Annotated in this window: 24 protein-coding genes and 2 tRNA genes; 17 read left to right on the forward strand and 9 right to left on the reverse strand. The window is 51.4% G+C overall.

Annotated features, from left to right (window positions below):
- Nucleotides 1-32 precede the first annotated feature (32 nt).
- Genes ACIDE9_RS01180 through ACIDE9_RS01195 form a run of 4 tightly spaced genes read left to right on the forward strand, consistent with a single transcriptional unit; the run spans nt 33 to nt 3,568 of the window.
- On the forward strand, nt 33-878 hold the full coding sequence (locus tag ACIDE9_RS01180) for a neutral zinc metallopeptidase (RefSeq protein WP_411992089.1): 846 nt from the start codon (nt 33-35) through the stop codon (nt 876-878).
- Nucleotides 879-894: 16 nt separating this feature from the next.
- On the forward strand, nt 895-1,500 hold the full coding sequence (locus ACIDE9_RS01185) for an NUDIX domain-containing protein (protein WP_194753128.1): 606 nt from the start codon (nt 895-897) through the stop codon (nt 1,498-1,500).
- A 2-nt stretch (nt 1,501-1,502) separates the two neighbouring features.
- On the forward strand, nt 1,503-2,333 hold the full coding sequence (locus ACIDE9_RS01190; RefSeq protein WP_411992092.1) for a hypothetical protein: 831 nt from the start codon (nt 1,503-1,505) through the stop codon (nt 2,331-2,333).
- Nucleotides 2,334-2,338: 5 nt separating this feature from the next.
- Nucleotides 2,339-3,568, forward strand: a complete 1,230-nt coding sequence (locus ACIDE9_RS01195) for a lytic murein transglycosylase (protein ID WP_411992094.1) — start codon at nt 2,339-2,341, stop codon at nt 3,566-3,568.
- Between the two features lie 34 nt (nt 3,569-3,602).
- On the opposite strand, the gene ACIDE9_RS01200 is transcribed toward ACIDE9_RS01195, so the two are convergent.
- Nucleotides 3,603-4,271, reverse strand: a complete 669-nt coding sequence (locus ACIDE9_RS01200) for a 2OG-Fe(II) oxygenase (RefSeq protein ID WP_411992096.1) — start codon at nt 4,269-4,271, stop codon at nt 3,603-3,605.
- A 95-nt stretch (nt 4,272-4,366) separates the two neighbouring features.
- Here ACIDE9_RS01200 and ACIDE9_RS01205 point away from each other — a divergent pair.
- Nucleotides 4,367-4,443, forward strand: a tRNA-Val gene (locus ACIDE9_RS01205).
- Nucleotides 4,444-4,496: 53 nt separating this feature from the next.
- Here the strand turns inward: ACIDE9_RS01205 and ACIDE9_RS01210 are convergent.
- Entirely contained in the window at nt 4,497-5,129 is a 633-nt protein-coding gene (locus ACIDE9_RS01210) for an EF-hand domain-containing protein (protein ID WP_411992098.1), read from the reverse strand.
- Nucleotides 5,130-5,390: 261 nt separating this feature from the next.
- On the opposite strand from ACIDE9_RS01210, the gene thrS reads away from it, so the two are divergent.
- The 9 genes from thrS to ACIDE9_RS01255 all read left to right on the forward strand — a co-directional run bounded on the left by thrS (nt 5,391) and on the right by ACIDE9_RS01255 (nt 13,086).
- A complete protein-coding gene (gene thrS, locus ACIDE9_RS01215) occupies nt 5,391-7,313 on the forward strand; it encodes a threonine--tRNA ligase (protein ID WP_411992100.1) in 1,923 nt (640 codons plus the stop codon).
- 43 nt (nt 7,314-7,356) lie between these two features.
- Nucleotides 7,357-7,923, forward strand: a complete 567-nt coding sequence (infC, locus tag ACIDE9_RS01220; protein ID WP_370583243.1) for a translation initiation factor IF-3 — start codon at nt 7,357-7,359, stop codon at nt 7,921-7,923.
- Nucleotides 7,924-8,011: 88 nt separating this feature from the next.
- Nucleotides 8,012-8,209, forward strand: coding sequence for a 50S ribosomal protein L35 (rpmI, locus tag ACIDE9_RS01225; protein WP_019881750.1), 198 nt, complete (start codon nt 8,012-8,014; stop codon nt 8,207-8,209).
- Nucleotides 8,210-8,219: 10 nt separating this feature from the next.
- Nucleotides 8,220-8,579 carry a 50S ribosomal protein L20 gene (rplT, locus tag ACIDE9_RS01230; protein WP_018985785.1) on the forward strand — a complete coding sequence of 120 codons (360 nt, stop codon included), beginning with the start codon at nt 8,220-8,222 and terminating at the stop codon, nt 8,577-8,579.
- Nucleotides 8,580-8,654: 75 nt separating this feature from the next.
- Entirely contained in the window at nt 8,655-9,656 is a 1,002-nt protein-coding gene (gene pheS, locus ACIDE9_RS01235) for a phenylalanine--tRNA ligase subunit alpha (protein WP_411992103.1), read from the forward strand.
- A gap of 51 nt (nt 9,657-9,707) precedes the next feature.
- Nucleotides 9,708-12,056, forward strand: a complete 2,349-nt coding sequence (gene pheT, locus ACIDE9_RS01240; protein ID WP_411992105.1) for a phenylalanine--tRNA ligase subunit beta — start codon at nt 9,708-9,710, stop codon at nt 12,054-12,056.
- A 90-nt stretch (nt 12,057-12,146) separates the two neighbouring features.
- Nucleotides 12,147-12,461: an integration host factor subunit alpha gene (locus ACIDE9_RS01245; protein ID WP_018985782.1), complete on the forward strand. Its 315-nt coding sequence runs from the start codon at nt 12,147-12,149 to the stop codon at nt 12,459-12,461.
- Nucleotides 12,462-12,475: 14 nt separating this feature from the next.
- Nucleotides 12,476-12,904, forward strand: coding sequence for a MerR family transcriptional regulator (locus tag ACIDE9_RS01250; protein WP_411992108.1), 429 nt, complete (start codon nt 12,476-12,478; stop codon nt 12,902-12,904).
- A gap of 105 nt (nt 12,905-13,009) precedes the next feature.
- Nucleotides 13,010-13,086 (forward strand) — tRNA-Pro (locus ACIDE9_RS01255).
- Between the two features lie 33 nt (nt 13,087-13,119).
- Here the strand turns inward: ACIDE9_RS01255 and fae are convergent.
- Together fae and ACIDE9_RS01265 are read right to left on the reverse strand one after the other, a co-directional pair.
- Nucleotides 13,120-13,683 (reverse strand): formaldehyde-activating enzyme, encoded by a 564-nt coding sequence (gene fae, locus ACIDE9_RS01260; protein WP_411992110.1) that lies wholly within the window; start codon nt 13,681-13,683, stop codon nt 13,120-13,122.
- 163 nt (nt 13,684-13,846) lie between these two features.
- A complete protein-coding gene (locus ACIDE9_RS01265; protein ID WP_411992112.1) occupies nt 13,847-15,946 on the reverse strand; it encodes an EAL domain-containing protein in 2,100 nt (699 codons plus the stop codon).
- Nucleotides 15,947-16,149: 203 nt separating this feature from the next.
- Between ACIDE9_RS01265 and ACIDE9_RS01270 the strand changes: the two genes are divergently transcribed.
- The 3 genes from ACIDE9_RS01270 (at nt 16,150) to rluB (ending at nt 20,027) form a co-directional block, all read left to right on the forward strand.
- The gene (locus tag ACIDE9_RS01270) at nt 16,150-17,124 is read left to right on the forward strand and encodes a hypothetical protein (RefSeq protein WP_411992114.1); all 975 of its coding nucleotides are present in this window, start codon (nt 16,150-16,152) and stop codon (nt 17,122-17,124) included.
- Nucleotides 17,125-17,158: 34 nt separating this feature from the next.
- Nucleotides 17,159-18,844: a single-stranded-DNA-specific exonuclease RecJ gene (recJ, locus tag ACIDE9_RS01275; protein WP_411992116.1), complete on the forward strand. Its 1,686-nt coding sequence runs from the start codon at nt 17,159-17,161 to the stop codon at nt 18,842-18,844.
- 76 nt (nt 18,845-18,920) lie between these two features.
- Complete coding sequence (gene rluB / locus ACIDE9_RS01280) at nt 18,921-20,027, forward strand: 23S rRNA pseudouridine(2605) synthase RluB (RefSeq protein ID WP_411992118.1); 1,107 nt, start codon at nt 18,921-18,923, stop codon at nt 20,025-20,027.
- A gap of 76 nt (nt 20,028-20,103) precedes the next feature.
- Here rluB and prmB read toward each other — a convergent pair whose 3' ends face one another.
- The 5 genes from prmB to dapD form a co-directional block, all read right to left on the reverse strand.
- Nucleotides 20,104-21,021 (reverse strand): 50S ribosomal protein L3 N(5)-glutamine methyltransferase, encoded by a 918-nt coding sequence (gene prmB / locus ACIDE9_RS01285; RefSeq protein ID WP_194753140.1) that lies wholly within the window; start codon nt 21,019-21,021, stop codon nt 20,104-20,106.
- 1 nt (nt 21,022) lies between these two features.
- Nucleotides 21,023-22,165, reverse strand: coding sequence for a succinyl-diaminopimelate desuccinylase (dapE, locus tag ACIDE9_RS01290; protein ID WP_411992120.1), 1,143 nt, complete (start codon nt 22,163-22,165; stop codon nt 21,023-21,025).
- 4 nt (nt 22,166-22,169) lie between these two features.
- Nucleotides 22,170-22,523 carry an ArsC family reductase gene (locus tag ACIDE9_RS01295; protein WP_411992122.1) on the reverse strand — a complete coding sequence of 118 codons (354 nt, stop codon included), beginning with the start codon at nt 22,521-22,523 and terminating at the stop codon, nt 22,170-22,172.
- Between the two features lie 81 nt (nt 22,524-22,604).
- Complete coding sequence (locus tag ACIDE9_RS01300) at nt 22,605-24,662, reverse strand: putative bifunctional diguanylate cyclase/phosphodiesterase (RefSeq protein ID WP_411992124.1); 2,058 nt, start codon at nt 24,660-24,662, stop codon at nt 22,605-22,607.
- Nucleotides 24,663-24,908: 246 nt separating this feature from the next.
- Nucleotides 24,909-25,736, reverse strand: a complete 828-nt coding sequence (gene dapD / locus ACIDE9_RS01305) for a 2,3,4,5-tetrahydropyridine-2,6-dicarboxylate N-succinyltransferase (protein WP_019881766.1) — start codon at nt 25,734-25,736, stop codon at nt 24,909-24,911.
- Nucleotides 25,737-25,824: the final 88 nt, after the last annotated feature.

Genomic DNA, 25,824 nt, shown 5'->3' on the forward strand with positions numbered 1-25,824 from the left:
CATTTTTCAATAGTCATGGTTGGGAGATTCTTGTGCGCCTGGATGATTTAGAAGAAAGCCAGCATGTCGAAGATAGCCGCGGCCGCGGAATGGTCGGTGGCCGCAGTATCGGCATTGGCACCATTGCGATTGCGCTGGTGGCGATGTATTTTGGTGTAGACCCCAATGTAGTGCTGAATATTGCACAGCAAGTGCAACCGGCGGCCGAGTCACAGGCGGTGCCTGCGGATAGCAATGACCCTAACGTAAAGTTTGTTTCCCGTGTGTTATGGAGCACCGAGCAGGTATGGCAAGGCATGTTTTCAGCGGCAGGTAAGCAATATACGGCGCCTAATCTGGAAATTTTCAGCGGTGCGACACAAACGGCTTGCGGACAAGGCCAGGCAGCGATGGGGCCATTTTACTGCCCGGCAGACCAGAAGGTCTATATCGATTTGAGTTTTTACCAGGAACTGCAGGAACGCTTTAAAGCGCCGGGGGATTTTGCCCAGGCCTATGTGATTGCGCATGAGGTTGGGCACCATGTGCAAAACTTGCTGGGTACCTCGGCAAAAGTGCAGCAAGCGAGGCAGCAGGCGCGCTCAGAGGCTGCGTCTAACGCTTACTCAGTGCGATTGGAGTTGCAAGCAGACTGTTATGCCGGTGTGTGGGCACATCATGCGGATCAGCAGTTCCGCATTCTGGAAACGGGTGATATTGAAGAGGCGTTGCGTGCCGCCACCGCGATTGGTGATGATGCCCTGCAAAAACAGGCGCAAGGCTATGTGGTGCCGGACAGCTTTACCCATGGTAGTTCTGAGCAGCGTGTGCATTGGTTTAAGCAAGGCTTGCAGTCTGGCCAGGTGAACGATTGCAATACATTTAAAGATGCAGTTTAAGCGGTAGAAGTGAGTGATGGCAGAAGAAACAGGATTCAAGCAGGATCAACAGTTAATTGACACCCATTTGATCGAAACCACGGTGTCCAGCGAGATCATGGCACAGGGCAAAATGCTGACAGTGCGTTATGACGAAGCACGCTTACCTAACGGCGTGATTAGTGGCCGGGAGTATGTGATACACCCCGGTGCGGTAGTCGTGGTCGCGCTGACGCAAACCGGTGAAGTGGTGCTGGAGCGACAGTTCCGCTACCCACTCAAGCAGGTCTTTATTGAGTTGCCCGCAGGCAAGATAGATCCCGACGAGGCCGTGTTGACCACTGGCCAGCGTGAGTTGCTGGAAGAAACCGGTTACACGGCGCAAACCTGGGTCAAGCTGGGCATACAGCATCCTTGTATTGGCTATTCCAACGAGGTGATTCATATCTATCTGGCCACTGGTTTGTCCCTTGGTGAACACGCCAGAGATATTGATGAGGCGATGGATGTGTTTGTATGGCCGTTTGAGCGCGTGATGCAGGCCATTGAGGCGGGCGACATCACGGATAGCAAAACCTTGTCTGCCATGTTGCTGGCTGAGCGCTATTTGCGTCGACATCCACTAACGGACGAGACGGTTTAAGTATGCGGGTATTGCAGATTGGCTGTGGTGGGTTGGGCACCCTAATTGCGCAGGCAGCGCTGGCGCAGGGGCATGATTTGACGATCGTCAGGCGTTCCCGTAAACCTGTGACACCTGGGGCGCAGGCACTGACTCTGGATGTGGTGAGAGGCGTCGGCGTGTCTGCCCTGGCCGCGGTGCCAGCGGATATTTTGCTGTATTGCCTGGCGCCTGTAGAAGGTCAGAGTTACCAGCAAACCTATGTAGAAGGATTGCGCCATGTGCTGGCCAATGTTTCTATGGATAGTTTGAAACACGTATTCTTTATTTCCAGTACGGGGATTTATGGCGAACATCATGGCGAGTGGATTGATGATGATACGCCCGCCATACCCGCGGATGCCGAAGGGCAGGTGATGCTGGATGCTGAGCGTTTATTAGATGGGCTGATTTGCGGGCATACTGCCTTACGTGTCTCAGGGATTTATGGTCCTCAGCGCTTGTACTTGTTGCGACTGCTGCAAAATCAGGAGCGCTGGCCCAGGCAAACACATTGGACTAACCGCATGCATGAGCAGGATGTTGCGGCAGCCGTGGTGCATTTATATCAGCAGGTGGCAGATGGCAAGGCCTTACCCGGCCATTGCATACTGACCGATGGCATACCTGCGACGCAACATGAGGTATTGCAGTGGCTGGCTGCGCAGCAGCAATTGCCAGCACCAGCGACGCCGCCGTTACAGCCGCAATCCGGCAAGCGCATCCGTAACCGTTTTTTACAACACACAGGGTTCAAGCCGCAATTTGCCGATTATCAGGCGGGCTACGCATCCATTTTATCCAGCCTGAAGTAATGTCTATGACCAACCTAAAAAAAACACGGACGTGGCAATCGGTATGGGGCAGCTTGCTGGTGGCCGGGCTTGCGGTTTCTGGGCACCTGAGCAGTGCTGAGGATGCGGACGGCTTTCAGATGTGGGTCGCCGCCATGCGCCAGGAGGCGCTGGCGTTGCATGTGGCGCCAGCGGCGGTGGATGCAACGCTCAATCAGGTGACTTTTTTGCCGCGCTTGATTGAACTAGACCGCAAACAGCCGGAATTTGTCACCAGTTTTTCTGCCTATGTAAACCGCCGCATCAACCCGCGTGTGGTGGCTAAAGGCAAGCAGATGGCGGAGGACTACCAGGGTGTACTTTATGTGGTCGAAGAGTTGTATCAAGTGCCGCGCGAGGTGCTGGTGGCTTTTTGGGGGCTGGAAACCAACTTTGGCGGTTTTATGGGCGATATCCCATTGGCTTCTGCCTTGGCTACGCTTTCTTATGAAGGGCGACGAGCCGAGTTTTTCAAGCGCGAGCTATTAAATCTGATGCGCGTGGTCGAGCGCGAACAGCGCTATGATAGCCCGGTGGTGGGTTCATGGGCGGGTGCAACCGGGCATATGCAATTTATGCCATCGACCTTGCTCAAATATGGTGTGGATGCAGATGCTGATGGCAAAATCGATATCTGGAATTCTTACCCGGATGTGTTCAGTTCGGCGGCAAACTATCTGTCACAGGCAGGTTGGCAGCCAGGCAAGCCGATCAGTATCCAGGTGGCGTTGCCAGCCGGGTTTGATTACAGCCAGGCGCAATGGCAGCTGAACAAGCCAGTCAGTGAGTGGGTAAAAGCGGGTGTTACGGGTGTGCCCGATAGCGCGCTGGGCTTGCCGCAGGCCGCTATTTTGTTGCCGCAAGGCTATGATGGCCCGGCGTATATGGTGTTCCCGAATTTTGATGTGATCATGCAGTGGAACCGCTCCATTAATTATGCGCTCAGTGTCAGTTTACTGAGTCAGCAGCTGCGTCAGGACACCTACACGCTGATGATGCCGCCGGAACCACCTGCCCTGAGTTACCAGCAGATGTGGTCTTTGCAGGAGGCGCTGAATGCCAAAGGCTTTGATTGTGGGGCGCCAGATGGCTTCCCGGGCGCGAAAACACAAGCGGCTATCCGGCGCTATCAGGCCAGCAAGGGTTTGCCGCAAGATGGCTATGCCGGCGCGGATATTTTTAGCCGTTTGACTGCGCAAGTGCAGTCAGCGCAGTAACCACCTGTTTAGAAAGCTACAAGCTTTTAAAACGCTAGCGGGTTTTAAACCAGCCGGTGACGCTGACACGTGGCAAACTAGCTGGTAATACCTCGTGCCAGAATCTGGCAGATAAGAACAACACCAGTCTGCCCGCGGTCGGCAATATATCAATGTGTCTGGCGTCCTTTGATGGTGTTTGTGCGTGTTCATCCAGGTATAAGCGCAACGCGCCGCCAGCATCTGCTGGCCAGTCATTATTTAAATAAATAATCGAGGTCAGTGTTCTAGCGCCAGGTGTTGCCTGCGCGCGGTGTTGGTGAAACTGGTCTATATGCGTGGCATAACCGCATGAGCCTGCCGGATAAATGGCAAAGTGCGTTTCAAAACTGTTCAGCCCCATCATTAGTTGCCGGTTGACGGCTTGTTGCACTTCGGCCAGCAGTGCCAGGTAGTCCTGGATGGCAGCGTGTGGGTCGCTGGCTTCCAGCCAGGCAATCTGGTCGCCACGCAGCCTGGGGTTGCTGATGGCTGACTGGCTGGTGCCCGCCTGGTGCATTAGGCCTTGTTGTTGCTGATCAAGGGCGATGGTGCGCAGGTTTTGAGTCAGCTCGGCAGGTAAAAACTGGTCGATCACACAATAGTGCTGCTCAGCCAAGGTGTTAATGATGGTTTCCAGCATGCTGTCAGTGAGCATGGCAGGGTAGTGGGTCGTGCTTGTCATGCACATATTATAAGCGCGATACCATTGCCTAACCGATGGCTTTCGGATAGAATGCGCAACCTTATTGATTCGCAGCAACTGCTGCGCAATACAATAGTCGCGTAGCTCAGCTGGTTAGAGCACCACCTTGACATGGTGGGGGTCGATGGTTCGAGTCCATTCGCGACTACCAACATTTAAAAAAGCCACCAGAATCTCTGGTGGCTTTTTGTTTTTTCTGGACTGTTACGCTGAGGCGGTCAAATAGCTGCTGGAGGTGTCCTGATCCAGCCCATAGGTTTTAATCAACTTGGCCACTTGTTCCAGGGCATTGTTTTGCTGGGTGCTGCTGGACTGATTGCTACTATCGCTGTTTTGGCTTTGTTGATATTCCATTGCTTCTTGCTGGGTGACCTTGCCATCGCCATTCGTATCGGCAGCCTCAAAATTACTGGCGACATTGTTCAGCAGTTCAGACAATTTGCTGTCGTCGGTGGAAGAAGCCATTTCCTGCATCTGGTCCTGCGTGAGGCCTGTATCTTCCTCGTCTCCGCCACGAGGTGGCGGCGGGCCGCCTGCACCACCGGGTGGTGGCGGCATGCCTTGGGCGCCACCAGCCTGGTTGCTGGCACTTTGCAATTGTTTGAACAGATTTTCAATGCCTTGTGACAGCTCGCTTTTGGTAATTTTACTGTCACCATCCGTGTCCATACTGCTCACCAGGTCGCTGACCTCGCTACTGGTTTGATCGTCGGTCGAGCCGCCCAATGCTTTACTTAAGGTTGTGGCGTCTATCGAGCCCTGGTTTGAGGTGTCCAGTTTGCTGAAAATGTTGCTGCTGATCTGGCTGCTTACGCTGCTTAAACTGATGCTTGTCATGCTGATTCTCCCTTTGTTTTGAGCCTTAACATGTGTCCTGGCAGGCGCATGTGCCAGTCAACTGGTTTAACGTCAGGGCGGCGCGTGACTGAATGCAGGTTTTGTATCGGAGTGTATCGCTTTGTATCAGCATCTTTAATGCGGCTGCGTTCGGTTTCTGATTGCGGAATTTTCGTGCGCTGTGAGATAATCGAGGTTTGACCAAAATCAGGTGCCATGTGCTTGTTTTATTTGGTTGTTTAATGTTTAAGAGAGAGAGTCATGCCTGTAATCCGCTTGCCTGATGGGTCGTCCAGAAGTTTTGAACAGCCGGTGACCGTGGCCGATGTTGCGTTGAATATTGGTGCTGGCCTGGCGAAAGCCGCGCTGGCGGGTAAGGTCACGTATTCAGGTCAGGAAGCTAAACTGGTCGATACCAGTCATCTGATTGAGCAGGATGTGGACCTCGCCATCATTACCGATAAGAACGATGAAGGTCTGGAAGTGATTCGTCACTCCACCGCTCACTTGCTGGCTTATGCGGTGAAAGAGCTGTTCCCGGATGCGCAAGTGACCATCGGCCCTGTCATCGATAATGGCTTTTACTACGACTTTAGCTACAAGCGCCCCTTTACGCCAGACGACCTGGCGGCCATTGAAAAGAAAATGGCCGAGCTGGCAAAAAAAGACGAGAAAGTCGAGCGCAAGGTGTTGCCGCGTGATGAAGCCGTAGCTTACTTCAAGAGCATTAACGAACATTATAAAGCCGAAATTATTGCCAGCATTCCGAGCAATGAAGACGTGTCTTTATACTCTGAAGGTAATTTCACCGACTTGTGCCGTGGCCCGCACGTGCCGAATACTGGCAAGCTCAAGGCCTTTAAATTAATGAAACTGGCGGGTGCTTACTGGCGCGGTGACAGCAATAACGAAATGTTGCAGCGTGTCTATGGCACGGCTTGGCGCAATAAAGATGAGCTAGAAGCTTACCTGCATATGCTGGAAGAGGCTGAGAAGCGCGACCACCGCAAATTGGGCAAGCAACTCGATTTTTACCATATGCAGGAAGATGCGCCTGGGATGGTGTTCTGGCATCCGCGCGGTTGGGTGATCTGGCAAGAAGTTGAGCAGTACATGCGTGCCAAATTTAAAGAGTACGATTACCAGGAAGTGCGCACACCGACTGTACTCGATAAAACCCTGTGGGAAAAATCTGGCCACTGGCAAAACTACCGTGACAATATGTTTGTCACCCAGTCGGAAAGCCGTGATTACGCGGTGAAGCCGATGAACTGTCCTGGTCATATCCAGATTTTTAATAGCAGTCTGCACAGCTATCGCGACTTGCCATTGCGTTTGGCGGAGTTTGGCTCTTGCCACCGTAATGAGCCGTCCGGCTCTTTGCATGGTTTGATGCGCGTGCGCGGTTTTACCCAGGATGATGCCCATATTTTCTGTATGGAGTCACAAGTCGAGGCTGAAGTGGCCGACTTTATCAAGATGCTGTATGAAGTGTACAAAGACTTTGGTTTTGACGATGTGATCGTCAAATTATCTACCCGCCCGGAAAAGCGCGTGGGCACGGAAGAAGCCTGGGATATGGCGGAAACCGCCTTGGCCAACGCCATTAAAGCCAATGGCCTGGAGTTTGAATACCAGCCGGGTGAGGGTGCGTTTTATGGCCCGAAAATCGAGTTTACGCTCAAAGATTCGCTGGGGCGTATGTGGCAGTGCGGTACTATTCAGCTCGATCCTAACCTGCCTGAGCGCCTGGGTGCGGAGTATGTCGCTGAAGACAATACGCGTCAGCGCCCAATTATGTTGCACCGCGCCATTGTCGGTTCGATGGAGCGTTTTTTGGGTATTTTGATCGAAAACTTTGCCGGTGCGATGCCGGTCTGGTTGTCACCTGTGCAGGTCATGGTGCTCAATATTTCTGATGGCCAAGCCGATTATGTGCGCCAAGTGGTTGAAAAATTGAAGAAAAATGGCATTCGATGCGATTTTGACTTGAGAAATGAGAAGATTACCTATAAAATACGCGAACATAGTTTGCAAAAGTTGCCATACCTGATCGTGGTGGGCGACAAAGAAATGCAAAATGGTCATGTGGCCGTACGTACCAGAAAAGGTGAAGATCTGGGTGTGATGTCGGTAGAAGCGTTTGTAGCGCACATACAGCAAGACATCCAAAACCGGGTCTAATTTCGGGTATTCGTGCGGCTTTGTTTATTGTTAGGGGATTGTTATAGCTCAAGATAAAGATACACGCATCAATGGCGACATTACTGCGCCACAAGTGCGTTTGATTGGTGTAGATGGCGAACCGTTAGGTGTGATGACTCTGAGAGAGGCCTTTGCCAAAGCGGAAGAAGCTGATATTGATATTGTTGAAATTGCACCAAATGCCGCACCGCCAGTGTGCCGTTTGATGGATTATGGCAAGTTCAAATACGCCGAGAGCAAGCGTCTGCATGAGCAAAAACTGAAACAAAAACAGGTGCAGATTAAAGAGGTCAAATTCAGACCTGGCACCGATGACGGCGATTACAATATTAAATTGCGCAACATCATCCGCTTTTTGGGTGATGGCGATAAAGCAAAGATTACCTTGCGCTTCCGTGGTCGCGAGATTACGCACCAGGAATTTGGTTTGGCTTTGTTAAAACGTCTTGAGGCAGATTTAACAGAGCATGCATTGGTGGAGCAATATCCTAAAATGGAAGGCCGCCAGATGGTGATGGTCTTGGCGCCAGCGAAGAAAGCTGTGCCGGTGGCCAAAAAGGCTGAAAAAGCAGCACCAAGCGAAGAATAAGGTTTTAAGTAGTACAACAGTTTTTTTGGAGTAATACGGCTAAATTGGCTGCCTAGTTACTCTTTATTTAACCTCTAAGGAGAAAAAAATGCCAAAGATGAAGACAAAGAGCAGCGCGAAAAAGCGCTTCAAGTTCTTGGGTAACGGTAAAGTGAAGCGTACACACTCTCACTTACGCCACATCCTGACCAAGAAAACCACCAAGCAAAAGCGTAAGCTGCGCGGTACTTCCATTATTTCTGCGACTGACGTGAAACGCGTCCGCGCAATGATGCCAACACAATAAGGAGACCGACATGCCTAGAGTAAAACGTGGTGTCATCGCACGCGCTAAACACAAAAAAGTTTTAAATGCTGCTAAGGGTTACCGTGGTCGTCGTAAGAACGTCTACCGTGTTGCCAAACAGGCGGTAATGAAAGCCGGTCAATACGCATACCGTGACCGTCGTCAGAAAAAACGTCAATTCCGCGCACTGTGGATTGCCCGTATCAACGCGGCAGCCCGTGAAGCTGGTTTGACATACAGCCGTTTCATGAACGGTCTGAAAAAATCTGCGGTTGAAGTTGACCGTAAAGTACTGGCTGATCTGGCCGTGTTCGACAAAGCTGCTTTTGCCAAATTCGTAGAATTGGCTAAAACAGGTTTAAGCGCCTAATCAGACCTACCAAAAAAAGAGGCTGCGGCCTCTTTTTTTATTTTAATGTTACTTAAAACTTGAAGAATACGCACGATGGCTGATCTCAATCACTTAATCGCAGAAGCTGCACAAGACTTTGCGGCTTGTCATGATGTTCCTGCACTGGAAAATGCCAAGGCCAAATACCTGGGCAAATCTGGCGCGCTGACCGAAGCCTTGAAAGGGCTGGGTAAATTGACTGCTGAAGAGCGTCCTGCAGCCGGAGCGGCGATTAATGTGGTTAAACAAGCCGTTGAGCAGGCCTTGAATGACCGTCGTGACAGTATTTTGGCTGCTGCGCAGGCCAAACAACTGGCAAGTGAAACCATTGATGTGACCTTGCCCGCGCGTGCCCAATCCGCCGGTGGTTTGCATCCGGTGACATTGACCTTACGCCGTGTAGAAGAGCTGTTTCATTCGATTGGTTTCAGTGTGGCGGATGGCCCTGAAATCGAAACCGATTTTTATAACTTCACGGCGCTGAATATTCCGGATAACCATCCGGCGCGTGCGATGCACGATACCTTTTACATTGATAGCGGTAATGACAGCATGGAGCACGTATTGCGTACCCATACCTCGCCGGTGCAAGTGCATTACATGGAAAATAATACGCCACCGCTCAAAATTATTGCGCCAGGTCGCGTGTACCGTGTCGACTCCGATGCCACACACTCGCCGATGTTCCACCAGGTAGAAGGCTTGTGGGTAGACGAGCAAATCAGCTTTGCCAACCTTAAAGGCGTAGTGCAGGACTTTTTACAGAAATTCTTTGAGCGTGATGATCTTACCGTGCGTTTCCGCCCGTCGTTCTTCCCGTTTACCGAACCTTCAGCTGAAATGGATATGAGCTGGAATGGCGGCTGGCTGGAGATTGGCGGCTGTGGCATGGTGCACCCTGAGGTGCTCAAGCACGTGAATATCGATAGCGAAAAATACCGAGGCTTTGCCTTTGGCCTGGGGGTGGAACGCCTGGCCATGTTGCGCTACGGGGTGAATGACCTGCGTCATTTCTTTAATAATGACCTGCGCTTTTTGCAGCAGTTTATTAAATAATTCAATCGCCAGATCACTTTAAATACCGAATTTATACAGGGTTAGACACATATGCAGTTCTCCGAACAATGGTTACGTTCCATGGTGAATCCATCACTGGATACCGCGCAACTTGGTCACGCATTGACCATGGCCGGTCTGGAAGTGGAAGAGTTAACCCCGGTTGCGCCGGCGTTTAGCCATGTAGTGGTGGCCGAGATTCTGGAAGCAGCCAAACACCCGGATGCAGATCGCTTGCAAGTGTGCAAAGTGAAGGTGGGTGAAGAGGTGCTGCAAATTGTCTGTGGCGCTTCTAATGCACGCGTGGGTATCAAAATACCATGTGCGCTGGTAGGCGCTGAGCTGCCTGGCATTCAGATCAAACAGGCCAAAGTACGTGGTGTAGAGTCTTTTGGTATGTTGTGTTCTGCCAAAGAGCTGGGCATTGCGCCCGAAGCCAATGGCATTCTGGAATTGCCAGCAGATGCCCCGGTGGGTCAGGATATTCGCGAATACCTGGACTTGAATGACAGCACTTATACGTTAAAACTGACGCCTAACCGTGCCGATTGTTTAAGCATTCTAGGCATCGCCCGCGATGTAGTAGCGATGACCGGTGCACCAATCACGACGCCTGAGATTGCAGCGGCGACGATTAGCAGCAAGCTGACCAAAGCGGTCAGCCTGAATGCTGCAGAAGCTTGTCCTGCTTATTATGGCCGTGTCATTGAGGGTGTGAATGCACAAGCCAACACGCCTGACTGGATGGTGCGCCGTTTAGAGCGTAGCGGCATCCGCAGCATCAGTGCACTGGTCGATATCACCAACTATGTGCTGCTTGAACTGGGGCAGCCTATGCATGCGTTTGACCATGCGCTGTTGCAAGGTGATGTAGCCGTACGTTTTGCCAACGCTGGTGAAAAGCTGGCCTTGCTCAATGACACAGAAGTAACTTTAAAGGCGGATGACCTGGTGATTGCCGATGGCAATGGACCGGTTGCCTTGGCGGGGGTGATGGGCGGTAAACCTACTTCTGTTACCGATGCTACACAAGCTATCTTCCTGGAAAGCGCTTTCTTTACGCCAGACGTCATGGCAGGTAAAGCGCGCCGTTTGGGCTTGAGCACGGACTCCTCTTACCGTTTTGAACGCGGTGTGGACTTTGGCAACACCTTGAATGCGCTGGAACGTGCGACAGCATTGGTGCTGGAGATTTGTGGTGGTCAGGCTGGTGCTGTGACCGCGGTGACTGCACAACTACCTGTGCGCAAGCAAGTTGCGTTGCGTCATGCTTATCTGCTGTCGATTCTGGGCATAGACGTTAGCCTGGCGCAAGTGGGTCAGTTACTGACGCAATTGGGGTTTGTGTATACCGAGGCTAACGGTGTGTTTAATGTGAGCGCACCTAGCTTCCGTTTTGATATTGCACGCGAAGAAGACCTGATTGAGGAAGTTGCACGCCTGCATGGCTACGAGCATATCCCGGCGCTCACACCAGTCGCTTCGCAAGGCATGCTGGTCGCGCCTGAGGCTACTCGCAGCAAGCACTGGTTGCGCGATGTGATGGTGAACAATGGTTACCAGGAAGTGGTGACTTACAGCTTTGTCGATGCTAGCTGGGAGCGTGATTTATATGGCAATAGCCAGCCGATTGCGTTGAAAAACCCAATTGCCAGCAACCTGAGTGTGATGCGCTCTGGTTTGTGGGGCGGATTGCTGGATGCGCTGGATTACAACCTCAAGCGCCAGCAAACGCGTGCCATGTTGTTTGAGTTAGGCGCACGCTATGAAAAGGGTGCGCAAGGCTTTGTGGAAACATTGACTTTGTCCGGCCTGGTCTACGGCAGTGTGCAGCCTGAACAATGGGCTGCAGAGGCTCGCGCTTTTGATTTTTACGATGCCAAAGCACATGTGGAGGCGCTATTTGCGCAACCGGTGCACTTTGCTGTTGAGCAACATCCTGCTTTGCATCCAGGCCAGTCTGCCCGCATTTACCTGGGTGACAAAGCGGTCGGTTGGTTAGGTAAATTGCATCCACAATGGCAGCAGCAATATGGATTAACCAGTGCCTGTTACCTGTTTGAGTTGGATGCCGATGCGGCATTGGCAACCCAGGTGCCTGCCTATAGCGAGGTCAGCAAATTCCTGCCGGTTCGTCGAGATTTAGCGATGGTCGTTGAGCAATCTGTATCAGCTCAAGCGATGATTGATGCGGTGATGAATGAGAACATTTCTCAGCTAAAACAGGTGAAATTGTTCGATGTTTATCATGGTAAAGGTGTGCCCGAAAACAAAAAAAGCCTTGCATTTCTTGTACTTATGCAAGATACTTGCAAGACAATGGTCGATGAGGAAGTGGATACGATCGTGGCACGAATCCTCAACAACTGGTCATCCAAATTTGCTGCGTCACTCAGATAATATCATTGGGATAGTCATCGGATAACACCAAGGATAACAGTTGATACAACACAAGCATCTCGCATAATAAGAAGGTTCAGGGGATCGTTAATGACACTCACAAAAGCTGACTTGGCCGATTTGTTGTTTGAACAAGTCGGGCTGAATAAGCGTGAAGCCAAGGACATGGTGGAAGCGTTTTTTGAAGAAGTTCGCAACGCGCTGGAGCAGGGCGATAGCGTCAAGCTGTCCGGTTTTGGTAACTTTGAACTGCGTACAAAATCCGAGCGCCCAGGCCGTAATCCAAAAACTGGCGAAGAAATCCCAATTTCTGCACGCCGTGTAGTGACTTTTCACGCCAGTCAAAAATTAAAATTACGCGTAGAAGAACACTACGCAGAACAACCATTACAAGCACAAGCCTAATCTGACTCCCAAACATGATAGAAACGCAAAAAGTCGCCTTGCCGCCTATCCCTGCCAAACGCTATTTCACCATCGGTGAGGTGAGCGAGTTGTGCGGAGTCAAGCCGCACGTACTGCGTTACTGGGAGCAAGAATTCACCCAACTGAAACCGGTCAAGCGCCGTGGTAACCGCCGTTACTACCAGCATCATGAAGTTTTGCTGATTCGCAAAATTCGTGAGTTGCTTTATGAGCAAGGGTTTACCATCAGCGGTGCGCGCAATCGCCTGGATGGTGTTGAGGAAAAGATAGAGAAACCACGCTCTGGCAGCGATGTTTCCAGTTCTGTGGCCGCTAATACGCAGTCACTCATCGCTGAAGAAGCTAAACTGCCAGTGGTTGATGTTGCCGCGCTCAGAGAGCAAATTCAGCAGGTACTTCAATTGCTTAAAGCGCCCGCCTAAAGCGTCTGCCAGGCTTATAAAACCGCATATTCTGCTTAGCGAATATGCGGTTTTGTTTTATAATGCAGCCTTCTTTTCGAGCAGGTTCCTGCTCGAGTCTAACGTCGGGGCGTAGCGCAGCCTGGTAGCGCACTTGCATGGGGTGCAAGGGGTCGTGTGTTCGAATCACACCGTTCCGACCAATCAAACAATTCACACGCTTCCAAGTTTTAAGCTCAAGCAGCTACGCTCATTACATCTTCGACTTCTTTCTCTTCTGTCATCGGTTTGGCTGCAAACGGATGACGAACCCTGTGTTCCATTTCTAATACTTGTTCAGCCGTTGGTAGATTAGTGACTGCACGGCGAATAGCGAGTTTGGTTGCCTGATAGTTCCAGTCCTGGATTTTCTGCTGGTCTTTGGCTTCCCAATGAATAAACACGCCTACGCACACAAATACATTGTCTGCTTCCGCGAGTGGAATCATGCCGTCGCGTACACTGTCGACCACCGCTGATGCTACGCCGTATTGCGCCGGACCAAACATTTGCACGGCTTGCTGGGCGTGTTTGATATCCACTTTGTTAAACATGACGGTAGGTGGTTTGGTCATCAGGTTGGGAGCGACAACTGAGAGTAGGGCGTTGTCGCCCGGTTTTTGGTTGGTTAGCGCAATACAGAATGCTGTTTCTGCGGCGCTACCGCGAGGACCTATAATTAGGTCAATGTGGGCGACTTCATTGCCTTCGCCGACGAGTGCTTCGCCAACCATGACGCGGTTGATTTTTCTGTTGCTCATGATGTTCCGTCCTTTCTTTCGTATCTACCTGTTAGGCAGATTTCTCAAGGAATACACATCTTCTGTTATTAGTTTAGAGCTTAAATTGGATGCAATGTTCCATGCAACGGGCAATGTTGAAACCGTGCCTGTGTGTGTAACAGGCACGGTGTTGAAGGTAGGGCTAGAAGCTCAGGTCGGGGACGATGCTGGCAGCTTGTTGTTGAGGATGTATCGTGCCGATATGGCGTGCCAGTGCCTCGCTCAGTGGCATGGGGCGGTTTAAATAGAAGCCTTGGGCGTAAGCAACCCCCATGCCTTTCAGGCAGTCTAGTGTGGCTTCATCTTCGACATATTCGGCAATGGTCTGGATTTCCATCGATTGCGCCACACTTTGGATGGCTTTGGCCATCGCCAGGTCAACTTTGTTGCTGGTGATGTCTTTGACGTAAGCGCCATCCATTTTCAGGAAGTTGACTGGTAAGTGCTTCAAGTAACTGAATGATGACATGCCGCTACCAAAGTCGTCGAGCATGAAGCGTGTGCCCATTTTTTGCAGTTCTTTAATCAGCTTGATCGTATTGTCGATGTTAATGATGGCCGAGGTTTCTGTGACCTCGAAGCAGACATGGCTAGGGGAGATATCATAGGTTTCAAAGCAGTTTTGGATATAAGGCAGCAGTTGGGCGTCGCCTAATGACATGCCTGACAAGTTAATGCTGACGATGAAAGGATTCACGCTGGACTGCATCTTGAACAGCGGTTGCAGTGCCATAAAGGCATGCTGAATCACCCAACGGTCTATCTTGGTCATGAGGTTATAACGCTCTGCGGAGGGCAGGAACTCAGCCGGGGGGATGATGCCGCCGTGCTCGTCGCGTTTGCGAATCAGGATTTCGTAGAAGGGGGGTAATTCTTTTTGTTGCAGCGGGAAGATGCCCTGACAGTAAAGTACAAAGTCGTTGTGCTCAATGGCTTCGTTAATGCGGAGCACCCATTCCATTTCAACATGGCGTTTGAGTAAAACGTCGTCTTCAGGATGGAACAGGTGAATCTGATTGCGGCCATTGTCTTTTGCCACGTAGCAGGCTGCGTCGGCATGGCGGGTGATTTCACCCACATCTTTTAAAGCAGTGGTGATTTCGACAATACCAATACTGATGCCGGTCTGGAACAAGCGACCTTCATGCATGAAGCGGAAAGTCTCAACCATTTGCCGCAGCTGCGCAGCAATTTCAATGGCTTTTTCGACCTGGCAATAACTGAGTAGCAGACCGAACTCGTCACCACCCAGGCGCGCAAACGTGTCTTCTGCACGGATGCGCTGGCTGAGGATCATACTGATCTGGCGCAGCATTTCGTCCCCGGCCAGGTGGCCGCAGGTGTCGTTAATAACGCGGAACTGGTCAAGATCCATGTAACAGAATACATGATTGGCGCGGTGTTGTTTGACGTCCTGCAACGCTTGTTGCAGCCGTCTTTCCAGCTCCTGCCGATTAACCAGGCCGGTTAAGGCATCGTGGCGCGCCTGGTAGCGCAGCTGCGCTTGCGCGTCTTGAATGCGGTGACGCATATCGGCTTCGACATGCTGCATATCTCTTGATATTTGATTAATCGTACTTTGCAGAGACTGGATTTCCGGCAGGGTATTTTTGCCCTGGCTGACTTGTTGGCTACCGATGACAAAGCGTTTGAGGGCTGAGGTCATGTCACGAATCGGCTGGCTGATTGAGCGGCTCACCCAGCTGACGAGGATGGAACATAGTATCAGTGCCAGCGTAATGTAGCCTACGTTTTTAATAAATGCCTGGCGATGGTCCTCAATCAGAGAGGCTTTGTCGATGGCGACAAACACATAGCCCAGCAAACGATGCGTAGATTCAGTGGAAAATACCTTGACCATGGTGATGTCATGCGTGTTTTGCTGCATGACCATGGTGTCTTGCTGTGGCAATGTTTCGTTAATGCTGAAAGAGGTGCCCAGATTGGCGATGGTGTGATTATCGGCATCGGCAATAATCAGGGATAAATAGGGTTCCCGGTTGAGCTGGCTGGCTTTGAGCAAGCGGCCGATATAGTCCTGGCCATGTAACTCGGTTTGATTGTGTATTACCGCTGACAGGAATTTTGCGGTGGTCAGGGCATGCTGGCTGAGTTTGTCTTCTTCGTGTTGCAGTTGTTCTTTAAAGTCGAACAACAACAGAATACAGGAGAGCGCGAATACTGGTCCGATCACGAATAACAGTAATCTGGACTGGATACTTAAGTTTTGGAAAAAGTGCATGGATTCCAGGATGTCTGTTTAAATTGAATCAGCAGGCATATACACAGTCTGGCAGCAGCGCCATAGATTCCGATTCATGACATCCCCCCAGATTTCGTGTATAAGTCGCAATGATTATAACAGTAACAATTTTGCCAGCATGTAGCTTAAATGCGTCTAATTGTTAAGTTTCTTTATCATCAACCTAGTGTATTTGTTTTCTCATGATACAGCAAATTTATATCACAGATTACCTGTCGGATGCCGCTGCCCAGCCTGTTGAGATGATTCAGTCACTGATTGCACAATGCCCTGTGTTGTTAAAAGCGCAATGGAAAGTCAGCCCGTTGCCGCCGCTTAAAACATTGTTCGATGTGCTGACTGAGGCGAGGCGCGCACAGGCGAGTGCGCCTGTATCGGCGGTGCTGTCTGCCAGGCAACACTGGCCGGTGCGCCCGGCATTTTGCCTGCTGCCAGTGCATCTTGGCATGCGACGTGATACGTTTAGTTTGCAGGCGGTGGTGCCGTTGGCAGCAGAGGTCTACGCTGCTTTGACGACGCGCTTGCAAACACACTTCTCTGATGATTTTGTCATACAGCAGGATGTCAGTCAGCGATTCTGGTGGATACAGCCGCTGCGCGATATGCAGGTGCAATGCGCATGGCCGCAGGATTGTTTGTATCAGCAGGCCTTTCAATGGCAACCGCAAGGGCCGGATGCAGCCGTGATCAGGCAGTGGACTAATGAAATGCAAATGTTACTGCATCAGGCCGCACACGCCCCTGAATTAAGTGCCTGGCCAACTGAGTTAAACAGTTTATGGTTCGCCAGTGTTGGCGATATCCCGGCCTGGCAACCTGCTGCAGCGCTGATTGCGGGGCAAGGTGAGGTATTTGCCGGGCTGGAAGCCTGCGCATTGCCAGCCATAAGGCCATTGGCGCTGGCCGCGATGTTGGCAGAGGCGCGCACTCAGCAGGCGGTATGGATCGCAGATGCGTGGCAAACGTGTGATTGGCCTGCGCTATCAGACGCCTTACAAGCCGGTCGTATTTCAGCTTTGAAACTAGTATTGCCGTTTGCCGAGCGCAGCGTTGAAGTGCATTATAAAAAACAATTACGTTGGCAGTTCTGGCGCAAAACACCCACCCTGGAAACCTTATTGCAACAACTTGAAGCCACGCTGATGAAAGCCAGCTAACTGACCGTTGTGCATGACTCACAATGAACACAAGATGAAAATTCACCAACGCGCTTATTCCGACACCACCTTTGCCGCGCTGCAGGCGCAAGGCTTGCCTCCTTTGCTGGCCAGGTTGCTGGCCGCGAGGGCGGTCACTGCCGAGGACTGGTTGTTGCAGGAGATGCCGCATTTGCTTAAGCCAGATGCCTTGACTGGCGCTGCTGACATGGCGCGGCAACTGGCTGATGCTATTGCGCAAAAGAAACGACTTTTAATTGTTGGTGATTATGATGCAGATGGCGCCACAGCCACCGCTGTCGCCATGCGCGGTTTACGTATGATGGGCGCGGTGGTTGATTTTCTGGTGCCTAACCGATTTGAATATGGGTATGGCCTGACGCCTGAAATTGTGGCGCTGGCGGCGCAGCAGCAACCAGACATTATTCTGACTGTTGATAACGGCATTGCCAGCATTGATGGTGTAGCTGCGGCCAAGGCACTGGGCTTGCAGGTGCTCATTACCGACCACCACTTGCCTGCCGAGCAAACCCCAGCCGCAGATGGCATCGTGAACCCGAATCAGCGAGGGTGTGATTTCCCCAGCAAACACCTGGCAGGCGTAGGGGTGATGTTTTATGTGCTGATTGCCTTGCGTGCCGAGCTCAAGCAACGCGGGCAAGTCAGTGATGAGGGCGTACATTTGGGCAGCTTGCTCGACCTGGTGGCATTAGGCACCGTGGCCGATCTGGTGAAGCTGGATGCCAATAACCGTATCCTGGTCAGGCAAGGGCTCAAACGGATCCGCCAGGGCCAGGCCAGCCCGGGCATCCTGGCTATTTTAAAACTGGCAGGGCGTGATTTCTTGCAAGTCAACGCGCAGGATTTAGGCTTTTACGTAGGGCCTCGTCTCAATGCGGCGGGCAGACTGGATGATATGACCATAGGTATCCGTTGCCTGCTGGCAGAAACACCACAAGAGGCGATGCAATATGCGCAAAAACTGCATGTGCTCAACGCCGAACGCAAGCAGATTGAAGCCGAAATGCAATGGGATGCGATGGCCGACCTGACGCAGGATTTTCGTGATGACCAATATACCATCAGCGTTTTTCAGCCGGACTGGCATCAAGGCGTGATCGGTATTCTGGCTTCGCGCATCAAAGAGCGATTTCACCGGCCGGTGATTGCGTTTGCTGATGCTGGTGATGGATTGATCAAGGGCTCTGGCCGCTCAATTGCCGGTCTGCATCTGCGTGATGCCCTGGATCTGGTCACCAAGCAGCAGCCCGACCTGATTATCAAGTTTGGCGGCCACGCCATGGCTGCAGGCCTGAGCATCCGCGCTGATGATTTTGCGCGCTTTCAGCAAACTTTTGAGCAAGTGGTGCAAAGCCTGATTGATACCGAAACCTTGCAGGAAGTGCTGGAAACAGATGGTGCATTGGCGGCGCAAGAGATGACCATGCAAACCGCAGAAGCCATCGCGCATCAGGTCTGGGGGCAAGGTTTTCCACAACCGGTGTTTTATGACACCTTTCAAGTGCTGCAGCAAAAAGTGTTGGGTGAAAAACACTTGAAGTTACGCTTGCAAAAACACAATCAGCAATTCGATGCCATTTATTTTCAACATGCCGAGTTTTTGCCAGAGCAGGTAGAGATCGCTTATGCCTTGCAGGTGAACGAGTTCAATGGCGCACGCAATTTGCAGTTGCAGGTGGTGCATGCCGTGACGACTTGAGTGCGCTAATTACATTTAGCCTTAGAGTCCACGCCCTAAATACGGTAAAATACAGCCTTCATTCAAGAGGTTAAGCATGGCTCGCCCATTTAAATCCCCCAAAGCCACTTCTGCGGCACGTCCACCCAAAGCGCCACCAGCCGCACCGGTAGAGGCTGGAGATGCTGAGGCACCAGCCGCATCGCGTTCTGGTCAGCGCTTACACAAATTGCTGGCACTGGCAGGCTTTGGCTCACGCCGCGATATGGAAACGCTAATCGAGAGTGGCCGTATCACGATTAATGGCCAGGTAGCCCAGGTTGGGGCGGTGGTGGATGAGCATGATATTGTCCGCTTGGATAGCCGTATTTTGCACTTGCCGTTTGAGGCCGAATTGCCGCAGGTATTGCTCTACCACAAACCAGAAGGTGAATTGGTCAGCCAGGATGACCCAGAAGGTCGCGCCACGGTATTCGATAAGTTGCCACGCATCAAACAAGGTAAATGGATTGCCATTGGCCGTCTGGATATGAACACCAGCGGCTTGTTGATTTTTACCAACTCTGGCGAACTGGCAAACCGTTTCATGCATCCGCGCTATGAAGTAGAGCGTGAGTACGCAGTGCGTATTCTGGGCGAGCTGAATCCTGAGCAGATGTCACAACTGACGCAAGGCATAGAGCTGGAAGATGGCCCGGCCAACTTTGAGAGCATTTATGCCAGCGGTGGCGAAGGTGCCAACAAATGGTACCAGGTGGTGATTAAAGAGGGGCGTAACCGCGAGGTGCGCCGTTTATTCGAAGCTTTCCATTTGCCGGTCAGCCGCTTGATGCGCGTGCGTTTTGGCCCGGTGGCGCTGCCACCCCGCCTCAAGCGTGGCACCATGCTCAAGCTGGAGCAAAAACAAGTGGTGGCTTTGCTGGAATGGGCTGGTTTGCCTGTGCCACGTAAACCGCTCAAACAATTGAGCCCGCATGAAAAAGACCGTGCGACCCGTGTATTCGTGCCTAAAGTCCGCAAACAACGCCGTAGTTTACTGGAGTCTGCAAATGCACCTGCTACGCCTGAGCAGCGTCCGGCGCGTGCACCAACCGCGAACCGCCGGATTCGTCAGGATGCAGATTTGAAACAGGCTTCTATGCAGAATGCGCGCGTCAATACTGGCGCTAAAAAACGTAGTGACCGCAATCGTGGCCGCGGATAAACATTCCAATGGCTTTGATTGTTACCAATAAAAAAGCACTTCTTAACGAAGTGCTTTTTTTATAAAGCGCATCGCTTTACTCTGCGTTGTTTGGCTCGCCTTGTAGCCCTGCTTCAAGCAAGTCTTCCTTGGTCAGCATAAACACAAACTGGTCGCCGGCACTGGTATCCAGCCAGGTGAATGGCAAATCTGGATAAGCGTCATGAAGTGCATCGCGGTTATGGCCGATTTCCACCACTAATATACCGCCATCATTGAGATATTCAGCCGCTTGTGTGAGCAGGGTATGGGTGTGGTCGAGTCCGGCAACGCCGCTGCCCAATGCCAGTTGCGGCTCCTGACGATATTCTGCGGGCAGTTCTGCCATGCTGGGTGCGTCAACATATGGTGGATTGCTGATGATTACATCGTATTTACGGCCTTTGAGTGCCGTAAACATATCGGATTGCACGGCCTGCACCTGGTGCTCTAGCCCGTAACGCTTGATATTGATATTGCTGACATCTATCGCATCTGGCGAGATGTCCACCACATCAATATGCGCGTTAGGGAAGGTTTCTGCCAGCAGGACACCCAGGCAGCCAGAGCCGGTACAAATATCTGCGGCTGACTCCACCATTTCCGGAAACTCTACCCATGGTTGCAAACCGTCTTCCAGCAGTTCGGCAATAAATGAGCGCGGCACAATCACACGCTCATCTACGTAAAATTTAAAGCCACGCAACCAGGCTTCATTCACCAGGTAGGCAGTTGGCGTATGCTCGGTGACACGTTTTTCAATCAAGGTCGCCAGATGCTGGCTTTCTTCTGTGGTCAAACGCGCATCGAAAAAGTTATCCAGCGTATCATGCGGTAAATGCAGTGCGCTCATGACCAGCCAGACGGCTTCGTCGTAGCTGTTATCGGTACCATGCCCGTAAAAAATGTCAGAGTTCTCAAAACGGCTTACAGCATAACGTAGCCAGTCGCGAATAGTGTGTAAGTTGCTTGTCATATTATTTGAGTAACAATAATTCCATGGTGCGTTTGTAGGTTTCTTTGAGCGGCTCAATGTCTGCTACTGCTACACATTCGTTTAATTTATGGATGGTCGCGTTGAGCGGGCCAAACTCGATCACTTCTTTGCAAATGTCGGCAATAAAGCGGCCATCCGAGGTGCCGCCTGTGGTGGATAGTTCCGGGGTCACGCCATAACTTTGCGTAATGGCCTGGCTGATGGCTTCGACCAGCTGGCCGCGTGGTGTGATATAGGATTGGTTATGTTCCCATTCCAGTGTGTAATCGAAGCCGTGGCTATCTAAAATGGCATGCACCCGTGAGCGCAGGCTTTGTTCCGAACTGCCCTGGCCATCTACTACCGGGCAATAGCGGAAATTAAACAGGATTTCGACTTCGCCGGGCACCACGTTCGTCGCACCGGTGCCGCCATTCATGTTGGAGATTTGCCATGAGGTGGGCGGGAAGTATTCGTTGCCGTTGTCCCACACGGTTTCCACCATGTCTTTGATCGCGGGCGCGGCCAAATGAATCGGGTTTTTGACCAGGTGCGGGTAGGCAATGTGGCCCTGTATGCCTTTAACTGTGAGTTTGCCAGACAATGAGCCGCGACGGCCGTTCTTGATCATGTCGCCGACCACTTTGTTACTGGTCGGTTCGCCAACGATACAGTAATCGAATGTTTCGCCACGGGCCTGCAAAGCTTCAACCACTTTGACCGTGCCCTCAATGGCAATGCCTTCTTCATCTGAGGTAATTAACAGGCCGATGGAGCCTAGATGGTCAGGATGCTCTGCAACAAACTCTTCTATGCTGGTAATAAACGCCGCCAGCGAGGTTTTCATATCCGCCGCGCCGCGTGCATACAGCATGCCGTCTTTAATCGTCGGCTCAAATGGCGGTGTATGCCACTGATCCAGCGGGCCGGTCGGTACCACATCGGTGTGGCCGGCAAATACAATCAGCGGGCCGGTCGTGCCACGGCGGGCGTAAAAGTTATCTACCTGACCAAAACGCATGCGCTCAATCTTGAATCCTAAGGGCTCCAGGCGAGCAATCATGGCTTCCTGACAGTCGGCATCTTCCGGCGTCAGCGAGCGGCGTTTCAGGAGGTCAATGGCAAGGTCCAGTGTTTTTGACATAGGCTTATTCTTTGGCAAATAGTTGGGCGTAGTCGGCTTCATTAAAACCGAGTGCGATGATTTTGTCGTTATTCACGATGATAGGGCGCTTGATTACCGAGGTTTTTTCTTGCATCAAGACCTGCGCAGAGGCAGCATCCACAACCGCATTTTTTTCGGCTTCAGTCAGGTTGCGCCAGGTCATACCGCTACGGTTGACCAGTTTTTCCCATGGTTGTTGTTGCAGCCAGGATTGCGCGGTGGCATTGTCCAGCCCCAGTTTTTTAAAATCGTGGAATTCATAGGCAATGGCGTGTTGTTGCAGCCAGTCGCGGGCTTTTTTGACGGTATTGCAATTAGGGATGCCGTACAGTTTCATGGCGGGGCTAATCAGGTAAAAACCTTATTTTACCAGCCCGCGGTGGCGGTGTTGCAATTTATTGTTGCAGCAGGGCTGGCTTTAAAACAGGCTTTGCGTGGTCGACTTCAACTGCAGTTCGCTAAAGACATCAAACAGGAATTTTTGCTCGACCGGCTTGGAGAACAGGAAACCCTGCATTTGGTCGCAGCCAATGCTGAGTAGGGCCTTGCGCTGATCTTCGTCTTCCACGCCTTCTGCGACGACATTTAAATCCAGCGCGTGCGCCAGTTTGACAATGGCCTCTACTATTAACAAGGCCGTATTAGACGCCGCTACACCCTTAGTCAGGGTGCGGTCGAGTTTGACTTCGCTGATTTCCAGGTCTTGTAGATGCGTGAGGCTGAAGGGGTGCAGGCCAAAGTCATCCAGCGAGATTTTGAGGCCTTGCTGCTTAAAGTGGCGCAAGGTTTCTTGAAACTGCGCCTGGTGATGGATGGCATTGGTTTCTGAGACTTCGAGTATCAGGTTGCGTGCTTCGACCTCATGTTGCTCAAGAATCGACTGGATGAGCGAACTCAGTTGTTTGTTGCGGAATTGCTGGTTAGACATATTGACTGAAATACTCAGGTCTATGCCACGGTCACGCGCCTGTTTGATGGTGCTGCAGGCTTGCGAAATCACCCAGGCGTTGATTTCTTCAATCATGCCAAAGCGTTCAGCGGCTTCGATGAAACTGTTGGGCGACAATAGCCCACGTGTCGGATGCTGCCAGCGTAACAAGGCTTCTGCGCCGTGGACGATACGGGTCAGGGCGTCGACTTTGGGTTGAAATAGCAGCCTGAATTCCTGCTCGGTAATCGCGCGCTTGAGCTCCACCCGTGTTTGCTGCATTTCATCTGAAGCCTGCTCGATTTCAGCATCAAAGAAACGGTACTGGTTTTTGCCGTTTTCCTTGGCTTTATACATGGCCGCGTCAGCATTCAATTTGAGTTTTTGCAGGTTGCCGTCCTGCGGGTACATGGAGACGCCAATCGAGCACGAGATTTCAATGACGTGGTCTTCAATAATAAAGATTTCACGCAGTGCATCCACAATACGCTGGATTACCGTCACGACGCTTTGATGATTTTCGATCTCGCTAAGGACAGCAATAAACTCGTCACCACCAGCGCGCGCCACATAATCGCAATTGCGGATGGCATTACTGATGCGCTTGGAGACTTCAATCAGCAGCAGGTCACCGATATGGTGACCAAACTGGTCGTTGACCGGTTTGAAGTGGTCGAGATCGATATAGGCCAAGGCTAGTGATTCGCCATTACGGTCGCAACGCTTGGCACTGATAATGAGATGCTGATTGAGCGCGTCGCGGTTAGGCAGGTGCGTGAGCGGGTCATAGGCCAGAAACTTTTTGTTCACGGTCTGCGTGTTGCGGAATGTCAGTTTGCTTTGGGCAATATCTACATTGCGTTCATAGAAAATCACCAGGATAAATGAGGTGATAAACAGCAGCACCGGCACCAGCACCAGCAACAACATCAGGTAGTTCCCTGTCTGGTCAGTCGGCTGGCTGAGCAGCATATTGTTATGCACAATGCTGAGGTTAATGGCAGTGTGTGAGGCGAGGAAACCCAGCGCAATTTCGACCGAGAACATCCATTTCAGGCGCTGCAGTGCTTTGCCTTCGTAGCCCTTGAGCCAGAGGATGGTCACAATCGCCAGTGCTGAAGTCAGGCAGGCGAGAAACAGCGCAAATAATGCGGTCCAGGTATCAATGTGGATATTGATGGCGCCCGCACTGATCTGAAAGAAGTAGGAAAGCAAGTAGCCGCTGACGCCTGCCGCCAGGGAGGCATAGAGCAAGTCGCGCAGGGGCAGTTTCTTTTTGTTAACGGTTTTGAGTAAAGACAGCGACAGCAGGTAAGCGCACAGCAGGCTGCCGATAAAATCGACTGGGTGCTGGGTGATTTTGGGGAAGTTATCTGCAGCGAGTTGGTAACCGGCATGCAGCAGGAAAATGCCGCCAGCAGCGAGTGCAGAATACTTTTTAAGTAAGGCATCATGATCTTTAGTCGCTGCCAGACGCAGGTTATCGACGAGCTTAAATGCAAAAAAACATCCAATGACACTGGATGTGAATAGCAGCAAAATAAGCATGTGAGTTGGGATCATAAAAATTGCACGGTCATTGTGATTGTTAGTGGTGTGACTCTACTGCGTTTTGTTTCTTGCCTGCTAATTCTCCGTCCTGTAACACTTTCAATAAAATAAAACGATGCTCGACAACCCTATATCGAATATCGTTAGCTGAGAATCACTCTTAATATCGACCTGTCATCCACATAACTTGAGCGGACAAAGTCGTTTTCAGGAGTGACTCCCGCTATGCTTGGTGTTTAAGCCTTAAACGCCGCGCAACAATTCGTTGATACCTACTTTACCCAAGGTTTTGGCGTCGACTTTTTTCACGATCACTGCGCAGTACAAGCTGTATTTGCCATCGCTGGAAGGCAGGTTGCCTGAAACCACGACAGAGCCAGCTGGTACGCGGCCAAAGTGGATTTCGCCGGTTTCGCGGTCATAAATCTTGGTTGACTGGCCAATATAAACACCCATGGAGATCACGCAGTTGTCTTCAACCACCACGCCTTCAACCACTTCTGAGCGCGCGCCCACAAAGCAGTTATCACCAATAATGGTTGGGCCGGCCTGCACTGGTTCCAGCACGCCGCCAATGCCTACGCCGCCGGACAAGTGTACGTTTTTACCAATTTGTGCACAGGAACCGACAGTTGCCCAGGTGTCTACCATGGTTCCTTCACCCACATAGGCGCCGATGTTGACGTAAGAAGGCATCAATACTGCATTTTTAGCAATGAATGAGCCTTTGCGCACGATGGCATTAGGCACGACGCGGAAGCCGCCTGCCTTGAAATCTTCTTCAGTGTAGTTGGCAAATTTTGGATCTACTTTGTCAAAGTAGCGTGTCACGCCATCGTCCATCAGGTAGTTGTCTTTCAGGCGGAAAGACAGCAACACTGCTTTTTTAATCCACTGATGGGTTTCCCATTGCTGCGTATCGCCAATACGGGTGGCAACGCGCAATTTACCTGCATCCAGGTCATCCAGCACAGAAGCCACGGTGGCTTTGATATCGGCAGGGGCATTGGCCGGGTTGATGTTGGCGCGGTCTTCAAAAGCCGCTTCAATAATGCTTTGACGTGGATCCATGATGTTCTCTTGTTCGATGAAATAATTCGGTTAAATAACTGTGAAACCCGAAATTTTAACCTAATTTTGGCGGGTCAGGGGCTGCGGA

The sequence above is a fragment of the Methylophilus sp. 'Pure River' genome (assembly GCF_046765995.1).
GTDB lineage: Bacteria > Pseudomonadota > Gammaproteobacteria > Burkholderiales > Methylophilaceae > Methylophilus.

Coding starts and splice junctions, on each gene's coding strand:
- ACIDE9_RS01185 (WP_194753128.1), top strand. CDS start 895: ATGGCAGAAGAAACAGGATTCAAGCAGGATCAACAGTTAATTGACACC.
- ACIDE9_RS01190 (WP_411992092.1), top strand. CDS start 1,503: ATGCGGGTATTGCAGATTGGCTGTGGTGGGTTGGGCACCCTAATTGCG.
- ACIDE9_RS01195 (WP_411992094.1), top strand. CDS start 2,339: ATGACCAACCTAAAAAAAACACGGACGTGGCAATCGGTATGGGGCAGC.
- ACIDE9_RS01200 (WP_411992096.1), bottom strand. CDS start 4,271: ATGACAAGCACGACCCACTACCCTGCCATGCTCACTGACAGCATGCTG.
- ACIDE9_RS01210 (WP_411992098.1), bottom strand. CDS start 5,129: ATGACAAGCATCAGTTTAAGCAGCGTAAGCAGCCAGATCAGCAGCAAC.
- thrS (WP_411992100.1), top strand. CDS start 5,391: ATGCCTGTAATCCGCTTGCCTGATGGGTCGTCCAGAAGTTTTGAACAG.
- rpmI (WP_019881750.1), top strand. CDS start 8,012: ATGCCAAAGATGAAGACAAAGAGCAGCGCGAAAAAGCGCTTCAAGTTC.
- rplT (WP_018985785.1), top strand. CDS start 8,220: ATGCCTAGAGTAAAACGTGGTGTCATCGCACGCGCTAAACACAAAAAA.
- pheS (WP_411992103.1), top strand. CDS start 8,655: ATGGCTGATCTCAATCACTTAATCGCAGAAGCTGCACAAGACTTTGCG.
- pheT (WP_411992105.1), top strand. CDS start 9,708: ATGCAGTTCTCCGAACAATGGTTACGTTCCATGGTGAATCCATCACTG.
- ACIDE9_RS01245 (WP_018985782.1), top strand. CDS start 12,147: ATGACACTCACAAAAGCTGACTTGGCCGATTTGTTGTTTGAACAAGTC.
- ACIDE9_RS01250 (WP_411992108.1), top strand. CDS start 12,476: ATGATAGAAACGCAAAAAGTCGCCTTGCCGCCTATCCCTGCCAAACGC.
- fae (WP_411992110.1), bottom strand. CDS start 13,683: ATGAGCAACAGAAAAATCAACCGCGTCATGGTTGGCGAAGCACTCGTC.
- ACIDE9_RS01265 (WP_411992112.1), bottom strand. CDS start 15,946: ATGCACTTTTTCCAAAACTTAAGTATCCAGTCCAGATTACTGTTATTC.
- ACIDE9_RS01270 (WP_411992114.1), top strand. CDS start 16,150: ATGATACAGCAAATTTATATCACAGATTACCTGTCGGATGCCGCTGCC.
- recJ (WP_411992116.1), top strand. CDS start 17,159: ATGAAAATTCACCAACGCGCTTATTCCGACACCACCTTTGCCGCGCTG.
- rluB (WP_411992118.1), top strand. CDS start 18,921: ATGGCTCGCCCATTTAAATCCCCCAAAGCCACTTCTGCGGCACGTCCA.
- prmB (WP_194753140.1), bottom strand. CDS start 21,021: ATGACAAGCAACTTACACACTATTCGCGACTGGCTACGTTATGCTGTA.
- dapE (WP_411992120.1), bottom strand. CDS start 22,165: ATGTCAAAAACACTGGACCTTGCCATTGACCTCCTGAAACGCCGCTCG.
- ACIDE9_RS01295 (WP_411992122.1), bottom strand. CDS start 22,523: ATGAAACTGTACGGCATCCCTAATTGCAATACCGTCAAAAAAGCCCGC.
- ACIDE9_RS01300 (WP_411992124.1), bottom strand. CDS start 24,662: ATGCTTATTTTGCTGCTATTCACATCCAGTGTCATTGGATGTTTTTTT.
- dapD (WP_019881766.1), bottom strand. CDS start 25,736: ATGGATCCACGTCAAAGCATTATTGAAGCGGCTTTTGAAGACCGCGCC.